The 19,426-nt window shown below is 60.8% G+C and carries 10 protein-coding genes; 9 read left to right on the top strand and 1 reads right to left on the bottom strand.

What is annotated here, in order from left to right:
- The first annotated feature begins 98 nt into the window (after positions 1–98).
- Positions 99–10,655 carry a hypothetical protein gene (locus tag ACN0Q0_RS15795; protein ID WP_417244286.1) on the top strand — a complete coding sequence of 3,519 codons (10,557 nt, stop codon included), beginning with the start codon at positions 99–101 and terminating at the stop codon, positions 10,653–10,655.
- Positions 10,656–10,739: 84 nt separating this feature from the next.
- Here the strand turns inward: ACN0Q0_RS15795 and ACN0Q0_RS15790 are convergent, their stop codons facing one another.
- A complete protein-coding gene (locus tag ACN0Q0_RS15790) occupies positions 10,740–11,540 on the bottom strand; it encodes a hypothetical protein (RefSeq protein ID WP_343504920.1) in 801 nt (266 codons plus the stop codon).
- Positions 11,541–12,197: 657 nt separating this feature from the next.
- On the opposite strand from ACN0Q0_RS15790, the gene ACN0Q0_RS15785 reads away from it, so the two are divergent.
- The 8 genes from ACN0Q0_RS15785 to ACN0Q0_RS15750 all read left to right on the top strand — a co-directional run.
- Positions 12,198–13,625 carry an ATP-binding protein gene (locus ACN0Q0_RS15785; protein ID WP_343504921.1) on the top strand — a complete coding sequence of 476 codons (1,428 nt, stop codon included), beginning with the start codon at positions 12,198–12,200 and terminating at the stop codon, positions 13,623–13,625.
- The gene (locus ACN0Q0_RS15780; protein ID WP_343504922.1) at positions 13,622–14,251 is read left to right on the top strand and encodes a response regulator transcription factor; all 630 of its coding nucleotides are present in this window, start codon (positions 13,622–13,624) and stop codon (positions 14,249–14,251) included. Before ACN0Q0_RS15785 ends, ACN0Q0_RS15780 begins: the two co-directional genes overlap by 4 nt.
- Before the next feature lie 55 nt (positions 14,252–14,306).
- Positions 14,307–14,666: a response regulator gene (locus ACN0Q0_RS15775; protein WP_343504923.1), complete on the top strand. Its 360-nt coding sequence runs from the start codon at positions 14,307–14,309 to the stop codon at positions 14,664–14,666.
- Between the two features lie 161 nt (positions 14,667–14,827).
- A complete protein-coding gene (locus ACN0Q0_RS15770; RefSeq protein WP_417244285.1) occupies positions 14,828–16,465 on the top strand; it encodes an arylsulfatase in 1,638 nt (545 codons plus the stop codon).
- 98 nt (positions 16,466–16,563) lie between these two features.
- Complete coding sequence (locus ACN0Q0_RS15765; protein WP_417244284.1) at positions 16,564–17,535, top strand: HAD family hydrolase; 972 nt, start codon at positions 16,564–16,566, stop codon at positions 17,533–17,535.
- Entirely contained in the window at positions 17,520–17,819 is a 300-nt protein-coding gene (locus ACN0Q0_RS15760; protein ID WP_417244283.1) for a hypothetical protein, read from the top strand. Before ACN0Q0_RS15765 ends, ACN0Q0_RS15760 begins: the two co-directional genes overlap by 16 nt.
- A 289-nt stretch (positions 17,820–18,108) precedes the next feature.
- On the top strand, positions 18,109–19,098 hold the full coding sequence (locus ACN0Q0_RS15755; protein WP_417244282.1) for an AAA family ATPase: 990 nt from the start codon (positions 18,109–18,111) through the stop codon (positions 19,096–19,098).
- A 25-nt stretch (positions 19,099–19,123) separates the two neighbouring features.
- On the top strand, positions 19,124–19,426 hold a 303-nt coding region (locus ACN0Q0_RS15750), incomplete at its 3' end, for a DUF58 domain-containing protein (protein ID WP_417244281.1).

Genomic DNA, 19,426 nt, shown 5'->3' with positions numbered 1-19,426 from the left:
CAGGTCGGGCGCGGTCCTGCCAGGCCACCGAGATCACGCCGGCCCCGGACACCGATTTCGGCACCGAAGACGCGGCGCTCTCCGAGACCGACCGGCCGGTGCGCCTGAGCCCTTCGGACGTCTGGCAAGTCGAGATCAGCGACTTCGACACGAACCTTCCACGCGAAGAGCTTCAGACCGTCACTCTGACGCTGGATGACATGCCACCGGGCGTGACGGTGCTGAACGTGCCGGCCGACACGACTACCTACGATGTGGCTTCCGGCGGGTCATTGGTCTTCACGGGCACGGCAGCGCAGTACTCGGAACTCCTGTTCGTCTTTCCGGCAGATTTTTCCACCGAGAGCCGGGGACCGGGGCAGGGCACAGAAGGTCCCATCACCGGCACGCTCTCGGCGGTATCGACTGAAGGCGCTGCCACCGCCGGCCCCCCCCTCAGCCTGACGCTGACGCCGGAAGGGGATGTGCGGATCGACAACACCAAGCCCTTCGTGGCACCTGTCGAGACGGATGGGGTGACTCTCATCCGCGCCGGCGATGTCATTGAAGCCTTTGCAACAGATGTCGACGGATCGGAATCACTGGAGCAGCTTGTCCTGACCATCGAGGGGCTGCCGGCGACGGACCAGAGCGGCGCTCCACTCGATCCGCTTCCTCCGGTTGATGGCTCTTATCTTTTGCTGAACGATGGCGGTGGCGTAGCGGAGTTCGCGCTTGCCGGAGATGGCACGGTCACCATGACGCTCACGCTCGATGCGGCCAGTGTCGGGGACGTAGCGGCTGCCTACAATCAGATCAGTTTCACGCTCCCCCAAGATTTCTCCACGGCCAACAGGAGCGACTTTGCCAGCGCCGGTGGTGCGACATCCCTGCCGCTGACGTTCCGGCTGTCGGCACGCACCGACGAGGACCAGGATCCCGGGACGGATATGCTGGGCGATGGCGAGATGACCCGTCAGCGAACCATCGAGATTGGATATGAGCTCGACGTGGATCTAAGCGTCGCGGAGAGCGCGATTACCGTGCTGGAAGATGGAGACGGTGCCGATGGCGGCGGGGTGACAATCGATCTCGGGATCAGTGTCGCAGCGTCCGATCTGGATGGGTCTGAGGACAGCACGACCGTCGAGATCCACTTTGAGGGGCTGCCCTCGGGAGCGAGCTTCACGCAGGGCAGTTACGATCCATCAATCGGCGTATGGAGCGGGAGCATGGCTGAGGCTGAAGCGGTCAGCCTGCTGCTTCCGGGAGACTTTTCGACAGACGCGGGCGCGCCGATCACTGCCACCGTTCGGGCAGTCAGCCCCGAAGGGAGCGTCGAAGCCGGGCTCTCGATCACCGTGACCCCAACTGGCGACATCGATCTTAACGTGACGGAGCTGGTTGGCGCGGAAACCGATGCCGCGGTTATCTTGCGCCCGGCCGACGCGTGGCAGGCGAGCATTTCTGATGCAGACGGCAGCGAGGTCATCGATACCGTCACGCTTACCTTGTCGGATCTTCCTGCGGACATGCAGATCGCAACGCCGCTCGGCGGTACGGTGTCCTACGATGAGATTGCCGGAGGAGAGTTCACCTTTCAGGGCACATACGCGCAGTATGCTGCTCTTACACTCGGTTTCCCGGCGGATTTCTCGACCCAGAGCCCGCTGCCTGGTGGTGCGATCGCTGGCACTTTGAGCGTTGCCTCGAGTGAGGACAGTCTTGGGCAGACCGAGAATGTCACGCTCACGATTTCGCCGGAAGGGGACGTCGGGATCGACAGCAGCATGTCTTTTGCCGATCGTCTCGAAGACGATGCCACACCCATCCGGCCTGCCGATCTGCTTGCCCCTGTTGCGACTGATGCAGATGGGTCCGAGGCGCTCCAGACGCTAGTTCTCGTCGTCGAGGGCCTGCCAGCTACGGATGCGGCCGGCGCTCCGCTCGTCGATCCGATCGACCCAAGCTATCTGCAGCTTTCGGTCGATGCAGGTGCGGTTGTCACCTTCGCGAGGGCCAGGGACGGCGCAGTCACCATGACGATTACGCTGGAAGAAGGACCGGTCACGGACATCGCGGCGGCCTATGCGACCATTTCCTTCGTGCTTCCCGAGGATTTCTCAACCGAGAACCGCATTGACATCGGCGCGGTGCCACCGGATGCAAGCCTTCCCCTGACATTCCGGCTCTCTGCGCAGACCGACGAGGATATCGCTGCCGGCGCTGCCGCAGGTCCCGATGCCGATCCCGGCGACGGCTGGGCACAGGTGGAGCGTGTTCTCCACGTCTCCGCCCAGGAAGATATCGATCTGGTTGTACCGGGGGGGATCACTGCCGAAGAGGATGAGGGCCTGCCCGATGCCTCCGATGGGGTGATCGTCGATCTCCAGATCGCTCTTTCGATCAATGACGCAGACGGATCGGAAACGGATGATCCGAACAGCGCATTTGCACCGACAGTTCGGGTGCTGTTCCTTGGGCTGCCGGATGGCAGCACGTTCAATGGCGGTGTCTTTGATCCAGCAACGAACCTCTGGTCGGGGACAGTAGCGGAGGTCAACGCCCTGTCAGTGTCTCTGCCGGGCAACTACAACGGCAGTTTCGGGACCGTCGTCTTTGTGCAGACGCCCGAGGGGACAGAAATTGCGCGGCAAACCGTCGAGATCACACCAACCCCTGATGTTATCGGCGGGGTGATCATATCCCGCGAGACGGACGATATCCTGCAGATCCGGATTGGCGACAGTCTGGATATCGACAGTGCCGATGGTGGCAATCCTGCGGTGACCGGGATCACCTCCGTCACGATCACCGGCCTGCCATACGATGGGGCTGATCCCGCGAGCAACTTCCAGCTTCTGCGGGGCGGAGCCCCGGTCGGCGTGCTTGCCCCTGATGGCACATTTACGTGGACACCAGCTGCACCCCTTACGGTCGCCGAGGCCGAAGACCTCGTCATGGTCTTCCCTCGGGACTACTCGACAGAGAACCCTGCGACGTCGCCTGTCGCGACCTTTGGCGTTGAGCCCACGTCCGAGGATGCGGTGGTCGTGCCGATCACTGTCGAAGCTGAGGGAGATGTCGAGGTCCCGAACGGGACAATCGCACTTGCGGAGATCGATGGAGCGGTCACCTTTCGCCCGGCGGACGAAGTCGTGCCAGTGGCAACCGACGTGGATGGCTCGGAGAGCGTCACGCGCATAACCGTCGTCTTCAACACCCTTCCAGAAGGCATGCGCATCTCGCTCGATGGCGTGACAAGTTTCACTGTTGCAAGCTCCGACACGCTGGTGCTGATAGGCGATGCGGGCCAGACAGCCTTGGAGCAATACGCCGATCTCGTCATAGAATTGCCGCAGGATTTCTCTACGGAGAACCCGCCGACGGAGTTTTTCGCGCTGATCGGCGCAAGCACCGACGAGTCTGGCTTTGCGCTTGGCAGGCTGGATGTCACGGTCGCCGCCGAAGAGGACCTTGTGCTCACTGGCAATGGCGCGATCGTCCAGACCGAGAACGACGTTCCCGGGGATCGGGACGAAGACGCGTCCTCTCAGGCCCCACGCGATGTTCTGCTGAGCGACGCCTGGGACGCGTCTGTAAGCGACATCGACGGCTCGGAAGTGGTCGACAGCATTGTTCTCACGCTCTCGAACCTGCCGGATGGCACGCTGATCTCTACGGATGGAGGCCTGAGCTTCACCGCCCTCGCGGGCAGTGGATACAGCGGAACCTTTGCGACGATCGAGGAATATCGCGCGGTCATCTTGCGCCTGCCCGATGACTTTTCGACCGAGAGCCGGGGGGCGGGGCAGGGAACGAACGGCCCCATCACCGGCAACGTGACCTTTAGTACGGACGAAGGAGGTCTACAGAGCGAGCCTATCGCGATCACGGTTGCGCCAGAGGCCGATGTGGTGATTGAGGCTGCGGACATAACCCAGCAGGAAGACTACGTAGGGATGCCCCCGGTGGGGCAGGGGCAGAGCATCGCCCTCGGTCTCGATGTGGAGATCACCGACATTGATGGCTCGGAAACCCTGCAGCAGATCGACGTCAGCTTCTCGGGTCTTCCGGCAGACGGCACAGTGATCAGCGACGGCAGCACCAACTTTGCACTGGCCGGACCCAATGACCAGATCCCGGGCTTGACCTCCGCGCAGCTTCAGGCGCTCACGCTCACCGGACTTCCTCCGCATTTTTCCGGGATCATCGAGGTCACCGTATCGGTGCAGACGAATGAAGGCGGCGCCACCACCGAGACTTTCGCCGTCAACATCGAGCCGGTCGCGGAACCCGTGATCGATCTCTCCGTCGACCTCGCCTCACCGGAGGTGACGCAGGATGCAAGCGGGGCATATGTCGTCAAGGAAGACACCCAGTTTTCGCTGCGCATTGCGGCCTCGACGCCGGATACGGATGGGTCGGAAGACCTCACCCAGATTGTCGTCGAGAACATTCCCGCGGGCTGGCTGCCGAGTGGCGACATTCCCTTGAACCTGCTCAGCGGCGACACGACCAGCATCACCTCGGCAAATCTCTCCGGCACGACGCTGACCCTATCACTGGCCCCTGGGACGACCAGTTTTGAAGGCGCGATCCTCGTTGCGCCCTTGGCGAATGACGACACCGACGTGGACGGCTTGCCGGCACTCGGCGCTGATCTTGTCGTGACGGTCACCGCCCGGGATGTGGCCAGCGGGCTGACGACCGACACCGCCAGTGCCTCGGGCGTGGTCGATGTCGATGTCGATGCGGTCGTCGACCCGATCACCAATGCAGCCGGCGACAGTTCGGCCCAGGAGAACACCGCGGGGGAGCGGATCGTCTCGCTGAATTTGACCGGTATCGGCCTCACCGACACCGATGGCTCCGAAGCCTTCACGTCGCTCTCATTCGATCTTTCGGTCGCGACGGCCTCGGATGATTTCGACGTTTCTCGAGACCTCGGCGTGGCCTTTTCCGATCCGACCTTCGCAGGGTATCTTGATATCTCGCTGATGCCTCTTTCGGACACAACCGCGACGGTTACCATTCTGCCCGCGGCTGGTGTTACGACCGTGCAGTTCACTGAGGCCCTCGCGGGGCTGTCAGTCACGTTCCCTCAGCACTTCAGCGGGGTGATGAGCCTTGACGGGACGTTGGAGTGGGCTGAGCTCAACCTCTCGGGTCAGGAATACGACCTCGGAGACAACGCCGCGCAGCAGCAATTCAGTATCACCCAGACCGTCGCTCCGGTTGCGGAGGCGGTGCTCAACGCGGCGGCTTTCGTTCTTCGCGCTGGCGAGGTCGGCACCGGATCGGCTCAGATGATTTCTGGCAGCGCCGACGGCGGATCGGTCACCGTTGCCGACATCCTGACCTTGCTTGAAAGCACTGACGATGGGTCCAGCCCCGCGGGCGAAAGCAACCCCGCTGACGGGCAGGTCCAGCTCTTTGTCGCGGTCGAAGCCGCGACTCCAGACACCGACGGCTCTGAGGAGCTTGAAACGCTGCTCATCCACAACATCCCGACCGATTGGATTGCGGATCATGTCGGAGGTGGCGGCGTCGTGGATCGCGGAGCGTTCTTCGGAACTGATGGCACCTCACCTCTCGGCGATGGCGAGTGGGCCAAGGTTGAAACTGCGATCTACGACGACGTTACAGGGACGTTGACTGTCAATTTCGTGCCGGACGTTACCGAATTCGAAGCCTCGCTTGAACTGTTGCCCTCCCTTTATGAAGATTATGATGTGGATCGGAGTGATGGCGACCCATACTCGGCGACAGGAGCCTTCTTCGGGGAAGACCTGGAAATTGAGTTGACTTCACGCGACACGAACACAGCCACCGAAGACTCCCAGGGCGCTGATGTCACGCTCGATGTGGATGTCGATCCGGTGAACAACTTTGCGATCATCTCGTTTCCCATCGTCGGCAACGAGCAGGAGATCGACGACGCGGGCGGGGTGTTTGCCTTCGCTATCGTGCCCGAACTCGGTGATCAGGACGGCTCAGAGCAGATCACCGCACTTGTTCTGCGGAATGTGCCAAGCTCCATGACGGTTTATGTTCCCGACACCGAGAACCCCACAGGTCCGAAGGTTCCTGCTCTCATTACCGCGCTCAACAGCCCGCCCGGCTTCAATACTTGGAGCCTCGAGGCCAATTACGACACCGGTGTGATACAGTGGTCCGACGTCGAGATACGCGGCATTCCCACCCATTTCGCGGGGGATGTCGCAGCATCCGTGGATGTGGTGACGACAGAAGACGATGGCGCTACCCGAGTTACGAACTCTTCGGTTTCGATCCGAGTTGAGCCGGTGGCGGATGGCGGCGATCCATCTGAAGTTGCCGAGACGCGCGAAGACACTGCTGTGCAGGTGGTCATCGACGGGAACATCATCGACAATTCGAGCAACTCGCCCGGCTCTCCCGAGGCGATCTACAATGTCGTTCGGCTCGAGAACATCCCGGTCGACGCCTTCGGCCGGGCACCGAGATTCTTCGATGGAGATCCCGCAGCGGGGGGCATCGAACTTTCTCCGACAGCCGGTCACTTGCTGCTGACACCGGCGGAGGCGCAGAACCTCTGGGTTCTGCCGGGGCAGGACAGCAACGAGACGCTGCAGTTCGACGTGACCATTGTCTACTATGAAACCATCGAGCCGACCGAGACGCTTCAAGCGACAGGCACGGTCACCATCAGCGTTCAGGGTATCGCCGACGTGCCGATCGTCGAAGTGCAGATGTCCGACCCTGCCGATCCCTCGAACCCCACGATTGCCGAAGCAGAAGTGGACGAGAGCTATAAGGCAGGTGACGGCTACCGCTATGAGCTGATCTACGGATACGCGGGCTACGCAAACTCGGTGTTCAGGCTCGAGCAGACCCTTTCCGAGGCAGCGGTGCGTAACGGCTATGGCAATGTATCGGCTGGCAGCGAATTTGATGCCGCGACGCCGCTTGCCGGGCAGATGACCGAGATCACCGACGCGTCGGGCAACTATGACGGCTCCGAGACGATCTACTATTTCATCACCGGCGTGCAGCCCGGCACACTGTTTGTCGGCGGGACGCCGGTAGATGAGACGGGCGAGACTTATCTGGTTCCAGGCGATCGGCTTGCCGATCTCGAGTTTGTCTCCGGCTCGGTGACCCAGGTGACTTACCACGAGATGCAACTGCATGCGATCGTGCTGGAGGACGATCAGGAGATCGGCACATTGCCGGGGCCAGACGCGAATGCGAACCTCACATATCTGGACAGTCTTCCGGGCGGCGCTGTCGTCACCACCGATTTCACCATTGTCGTCCTGCCGGTCTCGGGCGGTGAAGACCTGCCGTGTGGGGACAATCAGAAGCTGCCAACCCCGACCCTGTCTTTGGTAGGCAGCGGGGATGAAGACACCGAAATTGCGTTCCAGATAAAAATGGAGGCCGTGCCTGGCTTTTACGACAGCATCAATGATCTGGTGAACCTGCCGAACGGCGTGGTTGGCAGCTTCACGTTGGCCATCGACTTGCCCCCAGGAGCTACGCTCAGCAGCGATCCTTCCGGCGCTGTCTTTATCGACCCGGCATCGGGGAAATGGGTGGTCGACCTCGGCAAGCTGGGCGTTGATCCAGGTGACCCGACGATGACCGCAGGGAGCATCTTGTTCACGCCCCCGGGACACCAATCGAGTCCGGAGAACCCGTTTGATCCCGACGACACGCTGGGCGCTGACGATCCCTACGACAGCCTCGATCAGCTGACATTCTCGACCGAGTTGATCAACGTGAACTGCCGAACGACCCAGTCGACGACGGGCGCTTTCGACATCAATATCACCCCCATCGCGGATGGTCCCGACATCACCCTGACAGGCGCCGCGGCGTTCGACGAAGACACCACTTATGAACTCGGCGTCGAAATCAAAGAGATAGACGGTGGCGAGCGACTTGTCGGTGATGTTCAGGTTCGCCTGATCGGCGGCGGGACCGAAGGCGCGCGTCTGTTCCTTGAGGATGGCACGGAGGTCGACGCTTCGGGCGGCGTGTTTTACGTCGCACCGGAGGATCTGGACGGGCTCTTCCTGACGGCAACAGAGAATTTTGGCGGCGACAGCATGCAGATCCGGGTCGCCGCAACCACCGAGGACATCAACGGATCCACCAAGACCAATGCCATAAACCGAACCGTCTTTGTCAATGCGGTCGCTGATGTGCCGGTCTTTAACTACGATGATACGCTGACCGACCCAGATAGCGGCTTGCCCTACATCGACGTCAATCAGGCGGTGCCGGTGCTGACGATCATCGAGGATATTCCGTTTCTCGGCTTTGACGTCGTGCAACCGGCGACCCCCGACCAGGACGGGTCGGAAACAACATCGATCGTCCTTGATCTCAGCAATGCGCCAGGCCTGACGGTGACCGGTCCTACTGGAAGCGGGTTCATCGATAATGGTGACGGTACCTACACCATCTCGCAGACCGCATATTCCAGTGTCTTCCTTTCCTTGGATCCGGAGCACGCAAGAACACCGGATGACATCAATGGGCTGCCGAGTGAATTTCCGGTGACGGTGACGATCCAGACGCTGGAGCTGTCGAATGCGGATACCAATTCGGCGAGCAGAGACTTTCTCGTCCGGGTCCGCCCTGATGCGGATATTCCTGGGCTAGATGGGCAGATCTCCCCTGAAACCGGTGTCGAGGACGACGGGCAGAGTTACCGCATCACGCTTGGTGGCACGACCCCAGACCCGCACGAGCAAATGGAATTCCAGATCACCTTGCCGGTGGATGAGAGCGGCACCCCACTTGGCGAAATCCGGCTCGATGGCGTCGCGCTGGAGCCTGAAGACGGCGTAGTGACCATTCCTGCCGCCGGCGCTGGCGGGCCGGGGGTGGTCCTTCTACCTGACGGGATCGTCACCTATGTGCCTCCGGCAGATTTCGGGGGCGATGTTTCCCTTTCCGTGGTCGCTGTGAGCATCGACTCTACGGACGCAGGCGCAATCTACCTCGACACCGAGGAGTCCGAGCCGCTTCAGCTCGAATTGACGATCGCGCCTACGCCCGACCTTCAAGTGACTGTCGAGACCCCTTCGGTGCAACTTCAGGAAACCGATGCTGCACTTGTCTATGCCCCGACCAACGACGTCACCATCGAGGTCACGGATCTGGATGGCTCGGAAGAAGTTAACAGTGTCACTTACACGCTCAACGGCGTCCCCGACGGAACAAGCTGGACGAGCGGCGCGCGCATGGCATCTGCGACCGGCGGCATACTTGCATTCGAAGGGAGCCTTGCGGAGTTCCAGACGCTCGAAATCAGCTTCCCCGCCAATTTCGCCAGCAATGGGACGCCGATCACCGGCACGATCTCGGTCACGACCAATGAAGGTGGCAGCGAGGCGGGCAGTTTCGAGATAACGGTGAATGGGGAGCTGGACCTAGCGGTTACTGCTCAGAATAGCATCCCGATTGCCGAAACCGGTGCAGCGATCGTCGTTGAATTTGGTATCGAGACTGAGATCCTCCCAGACCCGATATCAAACACATGGGAGACGCTTGAAGAAGTTGTCGTGGCCTTCGGGCGCATCTTGCCTGCAGGCGTGAGCGCCTCTGCGGGCACCTTCAATGCTGCGCGCGATACGCTGACGTATACGCGCGGCACCACAGATGCAGCGACGTTCGCGGCGATGGTCGCAGCGCTTTCCGTAACTTTGCCTGCAGGCACTGCGACGGCGCTTGACGGGCTGATCACGGTCTCCACAAACCACGGATCGTCCGTGCCACAAAGCTTCGAGGTCGAACTGAACTCGGCACCGGTTCCGGGGCCCGAGCAGAGCTTCGATCTTTTCGGCCAGACAGGCTACACGATTGCGGCCTCGGACCTTCTGACGGGAACCTCGGACGCAGAGGGTGACGGTTTCGCACTCTCCAACCCTACAAGTGATGATCCGGATGTCAGCCTGTCGCTGAACGCTGAGGGCGATATCGAGGTCGGTGTCCCGGCCGGATATGCCGGCACTCCGGTGTTGCGCTTCGACATCGTGGATGACGGCACACCCAGCGCCTCTGCGTCAGCCAGCGCGGTGCTCAACATCGATACACTGCAAATGGTCGCCACAGGCAGCTCGGATACGGACGGTCGCGATATCCTGTCGGAGGTCACAGGGCAGAGCGGGGGAGCTGACATTGCCAAGGGGACGAACGGCGATGACGCAGTGAGCGTGGACTTGGCGCGCCCCTATACCGACATCGAAGGCTTCACCCTTTTGGGCGGTGACGACCTGATCGATCTGAGCGGGGCGCCGACCGGATTCACCGTGGATGGCGGAACGGGCAAGGATGTCGTTGTCGGGTCCTCCTTCGCAGACACCCTGTCCGGTGGGCTCGGAGCAGATACACTCACCGGAGGTACGGGAGCAGACGTGTTCTCGCTCGGCGACCTGACAGTCGCCGACGTAATCACAGACTACACAACGGGCGAAGACACGATCGATCTGTCGATCCTGGTGCGTTTGGGCGCCGCGGAAGATGTTGCGGACCGCGTCGACTACGCCGCCACAACAGGCGGGCTGGAGGTCGATGGCATTACAGTTGCCCAGCTCAATGCACCCGGTGGCGCGCTTCCGCCCAGTGTCGAGATCATTTTCGAGGACGCCGCCGGTCAACAACAAAGCGCAGTCATGTAACGAAGCTTGCTGGTTACGATCTCTCGGGGTCGATGACTTCTGGAAAAGTGATCTTCGCGCTATCGCGAATGTTCAGTTACGATATTACCTCTCGTCTTTCGGAAGAAAATGATTAGGGTAATTGCGCGCAGCTGATAAAAGGCCGAATTTCAGCGCGTGATCCCTATAGGTCCCCTGCTCATCGCTCAATTGGCTCGCGCCCAAGTAGGTCAAGAATGACACCAAAGCGCCGTGCTGCACTTGACCTTTCTTCTGTCCCGAGGTGTATTTTTGAGAAAAACCGGAGAGCGCGGCTACCCAGATTCCACCGTTGCGATCCGGGACGCCAAACCTCGCAGATTGACCTTTTCTGTCACGCAGTTCGTAGCGAGAAATGTGGAGCGCTTGTGTGAAGATGTCGCAGCTTGTGAGCGCCAGGAGGACCGAGTGATCAATCTTGCGCAGTAATTCCACGCGTGGATCGCCTGCACCCCGACGCTCGATCCATCTCTGGATAGAATGTCGGGTCAATACGAGGATAGAATCTGTCGCCTGCCCGTTTGATATTTCCACCGTCCTGTGGATGTAGCGTATCAAGTCCTGCTCGAAGCCATCTGTTGCGCCGACATACTTCAGCCGAGAGTCACGACTCGCACATCGAACAACGAGGCTGAGAAACAATCTCTTCTCGTGTTCTTCTGCTGTGGCATAGATGCACCCTGGGTGTCGCCGGAGCCGCGCCGCCACTCTGCCGAGCGCGATCAGGTTTCGTCCGGTTTTCTTCGAGAACGCCTCCAGAACAAAGTCTGGGGAAGGCTCTTGTGCCGCTGCTTCTATTATCAACTTGGTGGTGAGACCCCGTGCAAGATAAGTTTGCGCGGCGCCTTCGGAAAAGCCGGAAAGCATGGGACCTCGATGCGGAAAGTTCGGCAATGGTGGGGCCGCATCAAGTTTCGTGCAAGTGAAACGTTTGGGTTGCGGGGGCTTGACCCGCCAACGGAAACCATCATGCTGGCGGTGATCAGTGTAAGTTAGTGATAAGGCGAGAATTTCTGGTTCGCCGTGTGTGCATTTTTCGTATTTTTGGTTTGCAACTGTCGCGCGGGGGAAAAGAGACTGCGCAAACTCGGACGAAAATTTAAGGCTCTTGCGTCGCGGTGCTCTCAGGCTGGCGCGTTTTTTATTCTGGTTGTATCGGTGACTTGTTCTCTAGTCTTGGCGCAAGAGGAGCCCTCGACGAAACAGCTGAGAATTCTAGCCATCTACTCCGGATCGAGCACGCTCGCCGCAAACGTTGCGGTTGAGACAGGATTTGCGTCGGGTTTTTCGTCTGCCGAAAGGCAGCCAAGATACGAGATATATGGAGAGTACCGGGACGCGCAGAGGTTTCCAACAAACGCCGACGAGCGGATTTTTCTTGAATCCATGGTTGCAAAGTATCGAGATCAAAGCTTCGACGTCATTGTAACGGTGGGCCCCGAAGCACTTCCCTTGGGTATAGAATTAAGGCGCTCAATAGCTCCTAGCGCTCCTCTTGTGTTTGGAGGTGTTCAAGATGCAACTTTGAAACAGTTTTCCCAAATCGAAGGACTGTCTGGCGTCATTTCAACATTTGATTTGCGCGGGACATTTGAACTGGCACGTCGGATGCAACCTGAGGCGACGCGCGCTGTGGTCTTCACTGGATCCGCCGATTTCGATGAGAGATGGCGGTCACTTGCTGTCGAGGAACTGTCGGATGTCTCGCAGCCAAGCGTTGAAATGGTCTCGGGTCTGACGCTAGAGGAGTTCAAGGCCCACGCGGCCGCTCTTCGTCCTTCGGACATTCTCTTGGTGTTGACCATCTTCGAGGATGCAGGCGGCCGAAGGTTCGTGCCCGCAGATGCCTTGGCGGCCATCTCTGAAGTGTCGGGGGCGCCCACTTACGGTGTCTATAGTTCCAACATCGGTCGCGGGGTCGCAGGGGGCAGCTTCTCAACCTTCGAAGCCACTGGCGCTGCGATTGCGGAACAGGCATTGAAGATTTTGGACGATCCCTCCGCGGCAGAGTCGAGTGTTCTGGTGCCGGTGTCGGCTGTTCTGGACTGGCGAGAGCTCAAGCGCTTTGATCTGGACCCTGAGAGGCGGCCGGCGGGTAGTCAGCTTCTCTTTTACGATCCGAGCGTGTGGGAGCGCTTTGGACCACAAATCCTTGCGGCCATTGCGATCATTCTGCTTCAGTCGAGCACCATCGCAGCTCTGATCGTCTTGGAGCGCCGTCGCCGGAGGAGCAGCGAGGAGCTCATACAGCGCAGAATTGAGATGGCCAGGCTGTCTCGTATCGCCCAGCTTGGGGAACTCTCCGGCGCCATCGCCCATGAACTGAACCAACCCCTTACATCCATACTCGCGAACGCCGAGGCAGGCGCAGCGCTCCTTGCGCAAGGGCAGCCCGATCTGATCGAGGTCGGCGAGGTGCTGCGAGATATTGCGGAGGATGACAGGCGCGCAGCAGATATCATAGTCAATCTCCGGCGTCTCATGGCCAATGGTAGTGGTGGGTTGGAACGCGCGGATCTGAACGATGTCGCGCGCTCGACCATGCGGCTCATCTCGAACGAAATGGTCGCTCGTGGAGTGGACGTGCAGTTGCGCTTGTCGCGCGAAATGCTCATCGTGGAGGCTGACGTTCAACAGTTGCAGCAGGTGCTCCTTAATCTCGTTCTCAACGCAGCCGACGCGATGGCGGATCAACAGACGCGGAAGATGATCATCACCACAGGCCTGGACACGAATAACCGGCGCTTGCTGACGGTGTCCGACAATGGACCGGGTTTGCCTGACGCGCTGACCGATGACCCTTTCAAGCCATTCGCGACATCAAAGTCACAAGGGATGGGACTGGGACTTTCAATCAGCCAGAACATCGCAGAGGCGCATGGCGGCGAGTTGCGCTTCACCCGAAGCACGAAGGAGGGGGCTTGTGTTGAGCTGGCCTTGCCTGCGCCATGACCCGAGAACTGCAAGAGACGTTTCGCGTTCACATCGTGGATGATGATGACAGCGTACGCCGTGCGCTCAGTCGCTTGCTGAAAAGCACGGGTCTCGACGTCCGAGCGCATTCGAGCGGCGAGGAGCTATTGATAGAACTTTCGCCACAGACTCCTGCCTGCGCGATACTCGACATGTACCTGCCAAAAATGAATGGCTTTGAATTGAAGCAGAAAATTTCGGCGCTCTCTCCGAGCCTGCCAGTGATCTTCCTCACCGGGCGTGGCGATATCGGAATGAGCGTGGCGGCGATGAAGGAAGGCGCGTTTGATTTTCTCACGAAGCCTGTAAAGCCGCAACAACTCCTTACGGTTATTGCCGCCGCCAAAAAACGTGTTGCCGAGAGCGAATCTTCCACGCGCGAGGCGGCGCGCTACGAAGAGCGGCTGCAAAACCTCACCCGGCGCGAGGCTGAAGTGATGGAAGCAGTCGTTGCTGGAGATCTGAACAAGCAGATCGCGCATGATCTTGGCCTAGCGGAGAAAACTGTCAAAGTGCACAGGGCGCGGGTCATGAAAAAAATGGGTGTGCGCAGCGTTGCGGAGCTCGTTCGAGTCAGTGTTACAAAACGCATCGATCTATCCTGATGTAAGCCTTGAGGCCAACTAGTAAGGCTGATCATGAGTCTCGTAGACTCACGCCATGGATACTCATGCCGCAACCGCTCTGATTGTCGAAGATGATGCCGCCGTGAGTCGGGCGCTTTCGCGCGCAGTGCGGTCCTTCGGGTTTCATGTCGCAGTCTTCGGAGACGGTGAGTCAGTGCTGGCAAGCGAAATTGATCAGGCCCCGGCGCTTCTGCTGCTCGACCTGCACCTTCCAGGCATCGCGGGCGCGGAGCTGATCAGGGAACTCCTTCTCCGCGCGCCTCAACTCCGCATTGTCGTGATGACGGGCCGCGACATCACGGGGGCTCGGGAGGCCTGCCTCGCGGCGGGGGCAAAATCTTATATCCACAAACCGATTTCTCGTGCCGATCTCGCGGCGTTGCTCTCAGGTTGAGGTGAAGAACGAAAGCGCGGAGTAGGTACTTGGTCCAACTATCCAGGTTACGCTAGGGAAGCGAAGCTCCCCACATGGCACCGTCTTTGCCAGGACCTTTATCTTGCTCGTTTTCAAGCGACAGGCGGCGCCAGAAGTATTTCGATGAAAGGGAGACACTTATGTCACCGAGACTTCAAGTACGCTTACTTTTGATGGCCGTGATTTCCTTTGGGATATCGAGCGGTCAGGTCGTTGCCCAGGAATCGCAGCCGACCGAGCCTGAGACTTCGTCGAACTCCGCTGGGAAGCCGAACATTCTGGTCATCTGGGGCGATGACGTCGGCCAGTCCAACATCTCTGCCTACACACGGGGGTTGATGGGCTACGAGACGCCCAACATCGACCGGATCGCCAAAGAGGGCATGATCTTCACCGACTACTACGGTGAGCAATCCTGCACCGCCGGCCGTTCCTCCTTCATCATGGGCCAGTCGGTGTTCCGCACCGGCCTGTCCAAAGTGGGTCTGCCCGGCGCACAGGAGGGCATGCAGGTCGAAGATCCAACCATCGCGGGCCTGCTCAAGGCAGAGGGGTACGCCACCGGTCAGTTCGGCAAGAACCACCTCGGCGACCGCGACGAGCACCTGCCGACCAACCACGGCTTCGACGAGTTCTTCGGCAACCTCTACCACCTCAACGCCGAGGAAGAGCCCGAAAACGAGGACTACCCGGCCGACATGATGATCGGCGACGGACAGACTTTCCGGGAAGCCTTCGGCCCCCGTGGGGTTATTCATTCCTACGCTGACGGTGAAATCGAGGACACTGGACCGCTCACGAAGACGCGCATGGAAACCGTGGATGACGAGACCACCGCTGCGGCGATCGACTTCATCGAGCGCGCCAACGAGCAGGGCACGCCTTGGTTCGTGTGGTGGAGCGGCACCCGGATGCACTTCCGCACGCACGTCAGTGAAGAGAACCGGGCACTGGCCAACGAGACCGTCGGCAAACCGGTCGACGAATACACGGCCGGCATGCTCGAGCATGATGCTGATATCGGCGTGTTCCTCGACAAGCTGGACGAGCTTGGTATCGCCGACAACACCATCGTCTTCTACTCCACCGACAACGGCCCGCACATGAACACCTGGCCGGATGCCGGGATGACGCCTTTCTGGGGTGAGAAGAACACCAACTGGGAAGGCGCCTGGCGTGTGCCCGCAATGGTGCGCTGGCCGGGTCATATTCCCGAGGACGAGGTCGTCAACGAGATCGTCCACCACATGGACTGGCTGCCGACCTTCCTGGCCGCCGCCGGGAACGAGACGATCAAGGAAGACCTGCTCGACGGAATCACTGTTGCCGAAGTGGGCGAGGGCCGTGACTACAAGGTGCACCTTGATGGCTACAACATCCTGCCATTGCTGACCGGTGAAACCGAGGAGAGCCCGCGCAAGGAAATCTTCTATTTCTCCGATGATGGCGATCTGATGGCTCTGCGCTATGCCGATTGGAAGATCACCTTCCTGGAGCAAAAGGCTTGGAGCACGTTCCGCGCCTGGATCGAGCCGCTGACGCCGCTGCGGACACCGCTGATCTTCAACCTGCGCCGCGATCCCTACGAGCGTGGCTACCGGACCTCGAACACATACTACGATTGGATGCTCGACCGCGCCTACATGCTGGTGCCGGCGCAATCCTATGTGGCGAACTTCCTTGAAACCTTCCAGGAATACCCGCCGCGTCAGGAAGCGGCCTCCTTCAGCCTCGACAAGGTTATGGAAAAGCTCTCGCAAGCGGGCGGCACGCAATGACCGCTGGCTTGTGACGATTGAGAAGGCCGGCCCTGTGCAATGAGCGCAGGGCCGGCCCCAAGTCCACCACCTCGAATTTTTGCGAAAGGTCGTTTCCCATGCGCCTGCTCACAGCTTCTACCTGCCTGACGCTTTTGGCCGTTGCTGCGCACGCCGACCCGCTGCCATCCTGGAATGACACCGAGGCAAAGGCGGCGATCATCGAGTTTGTGGAGACGGTCACCGACCCGTCCTCCGAAGACTTCGTTCCACAGGCCGACCGCATTGCCACCTTCGACAACGACGGCTGCCTCTGGGCCGAGCAGCCGGTCTACTTCCAGCTTCTCTACGCCATCGACGTGCTGAGGGAGAAGGCCGCGAGCGACCCTTCGATCCTGACCTCAGATGCCTTGAAGGCAGGCGCAGAGGGCAACCTCGAAGGCATTCTTGCGGGCGGCATGGGGGGACTTCTCGAGGTGGTCAACGGCTCGCATTCCGGGGTCAGCGTCGAAGACTTCCAGTCCAGCGCCGGCGCCTGGCTGGAGAGCGCCACTCATCCCTCGACGGGCATGCCCTATGGCGAGATGATCTACCAACCCATGCTCGAGCTTCTGAGCTACCTGCGCGACGAGGGTTTTGCGACCTACATCGTTTCGGGCGGCGGCATCGACTTCATCCGCGCCTTTGCCGAGGACACCTATGGCATCCCGCCCTGGCAGGTCGTCGGCACCGAGGGCGACACCACCTACGCGGCCGATGGCGGCGTGCCGACCCTGACGAAGAACGGCGGCATCACGTTCCTTGACGACAAAGAGGGCAAGCCGGTTGGGATCATGCGCCACATCGGCCAGCGCCCGATCTTCGCGGCGGGCAACTCGGACGGCGACTTCCAGATGCTCGAATACACCACGGCGGGCGACGGTGCGCGGTTCGGGATGCTGGTCCATCACACTGACGCGGATCGCGAGTTTGCCTATGACCGCGACAGCCACGTCGGCCAGCTTGCCCGCGGCCTCGATGAGGGCGAAGACCGCGGCTGGCTGATCGTCGACATGGCACAGGATTGGAGCAAGGTATGGCCCGGGGAGTGATCGCAGGCGCCACGCTGCTGGCCGTGGCGGGAGTCTGCATCGCAGGCTCTGCATTCGCGCAGGCCGAGGCAAAGACAAAGCCGAATGTCGTGCTCATGCTCACCGACAACCTCGGTTGGGGCGAGATCGGTGCCTATGGCGGCGGCATCCTGCGCGGTGCGCCGACACCTCGGCTGGATGCCGGCAGAGGCGCAGCAGCTGATGACACTTCGGCCGGGAATCGACGCCGCTACGCTCTTGCAGAAGCACATCGGCCAAGTCCGCGGCACTATCTACAGCACTGAAAGCGATGGCGAGAAGCGGAGCTATGTGGAAAACGTCCTGAATTGAGTGCGCGAGAATGTACGTATCGGGTGCTCGGATCGACAACGCACTTGGCACGCTGAGGCTAGCTCGTCGATGTTGACGGACTTCCGCAGCAGTGGGTCTCAGCACGGAAGTCCTAGGGAGACCGCTCCAGAGGAGCTACCCGATCCATGTGGTTGAAGGCATATGCACTGTGGGCCTTGGGTGAGATCCAAAACGCAGCTTGGGTTCTTCGTTTTCTTGGAAGACTTGAAAGGAATCGGGATCATGGAAGGCATGGCTGAAAGCGGCACGCGGGCGCAGATCGAGGCCCTGCGCGCCCGCATGGGCGAGGCGATCATCGGCCAGCGCGAGGTGATCGAGCGGTTGCTGATCGGGCTTCTCGCCAATGGCAACCTGCTGGTCGAGGGGCTTCCGGGTCTGGCCAAGACCCGCGCCATCAAGGCGCTGGCGCGCAACCTCGAATGCGACTTCAGCCGCATCCAGTTCACCCCCGACCTGCTGCCCTCGGACGTCACCGGCACCGAGGTCTATTTCCAGGGCGAGGGCGGCGGCGAGTTCCGGTTCGAGGCCGGGCCGATCTTTGCCAACCTCGTGCTGGCGGACGAGATCAACCGCGCGCCCGCCAAGGTGCAGGCGGCGCTCCTGGAGGCGATGGAAGAGCGGCAGGTGACCGTGGCGGGCACCACCCACAAGATGGAGCCGCTGTTCATGGTCATGGCGACGCAGAACCCCATCGAGCAGGAGGGCACCTATCCACTGCCCGAGGCGCAGATGGACCGGTTCCTGATGCATGTGAACATCACCTATCCGCCGGTCGAGGATGAGGTCGAGGTGATCCGCCTCGTGCGCGCCGAGGAGATCGCCGCGCAGGAGGGCAGCGGCAAGGCTGGCTCCGAGACCCATGTTCCTATCCCGCAGGAAGCGGTGTTCGCCGCCCGCCGCGAGATTGCCGCGCTGCGCGTCGCGCCGGAGATGGAGCGCTACATCGCCGATCTGGTCAATGCCACCCGCGTTCCGGCGGAGTTCGGCGATGACCTCAAGCGCTGGATCGAGGTGGGGGCGAGCCCGCGCGCCTCGCTCGCGCTCGACAAATGCGGCCGCACCCACGCCTGGCTGGCGGGGCGCGATTATGTCGACCCCGAGGATATCCGTGCCGTGGTGCCCGACGTGCTGCGCCACCGCCTCGGCCTCAGCTACGAGGCGCAGGGCGAGGGCGTCAGCCCCGATGCCGTGGTGGCCGAGATCGTCCGGTAGGTGGCGCTGCCCTGAAGGAGGCAAGATGAAGGACCGCGCCGCCCGTATCCGCACCGACACCCTCCGCAAACCCGCGCAGGTCACGGAGGATCCGCGCGTTCACACCGATCTCGCTTATCTGCGCGGCCTCGAGGGTCCGGCGCGCGGTCTCAGCTTCCTGCCGCGCCGGCCCGGGCAATCGGTGCTCAACGGCCGCCACGCGTCGCGCTTGCGCGGCCGTGGGCTCAACTTCGAGGAACTGCGCGACTACCTGCCCGGCGATGACATCCGCGCCATCGACTGGAAGGTCACCGCCCGCACCGGCAAACCGCACGTCCGGGTGATGACC

This window comes from Celeribacter sp. (genome assembly GCF_048259695.1).
Classification (GTDB): Bacteria; Pseudomonadota; Alphaproteobacteria; order Rhodobacterales; family Rhodobacteraceae; genus Celeribacter.
Note: the sequence above shows the minus strand (reverse complement) of the source record. Positions and strands in the feature narration are given on the sequence as shown.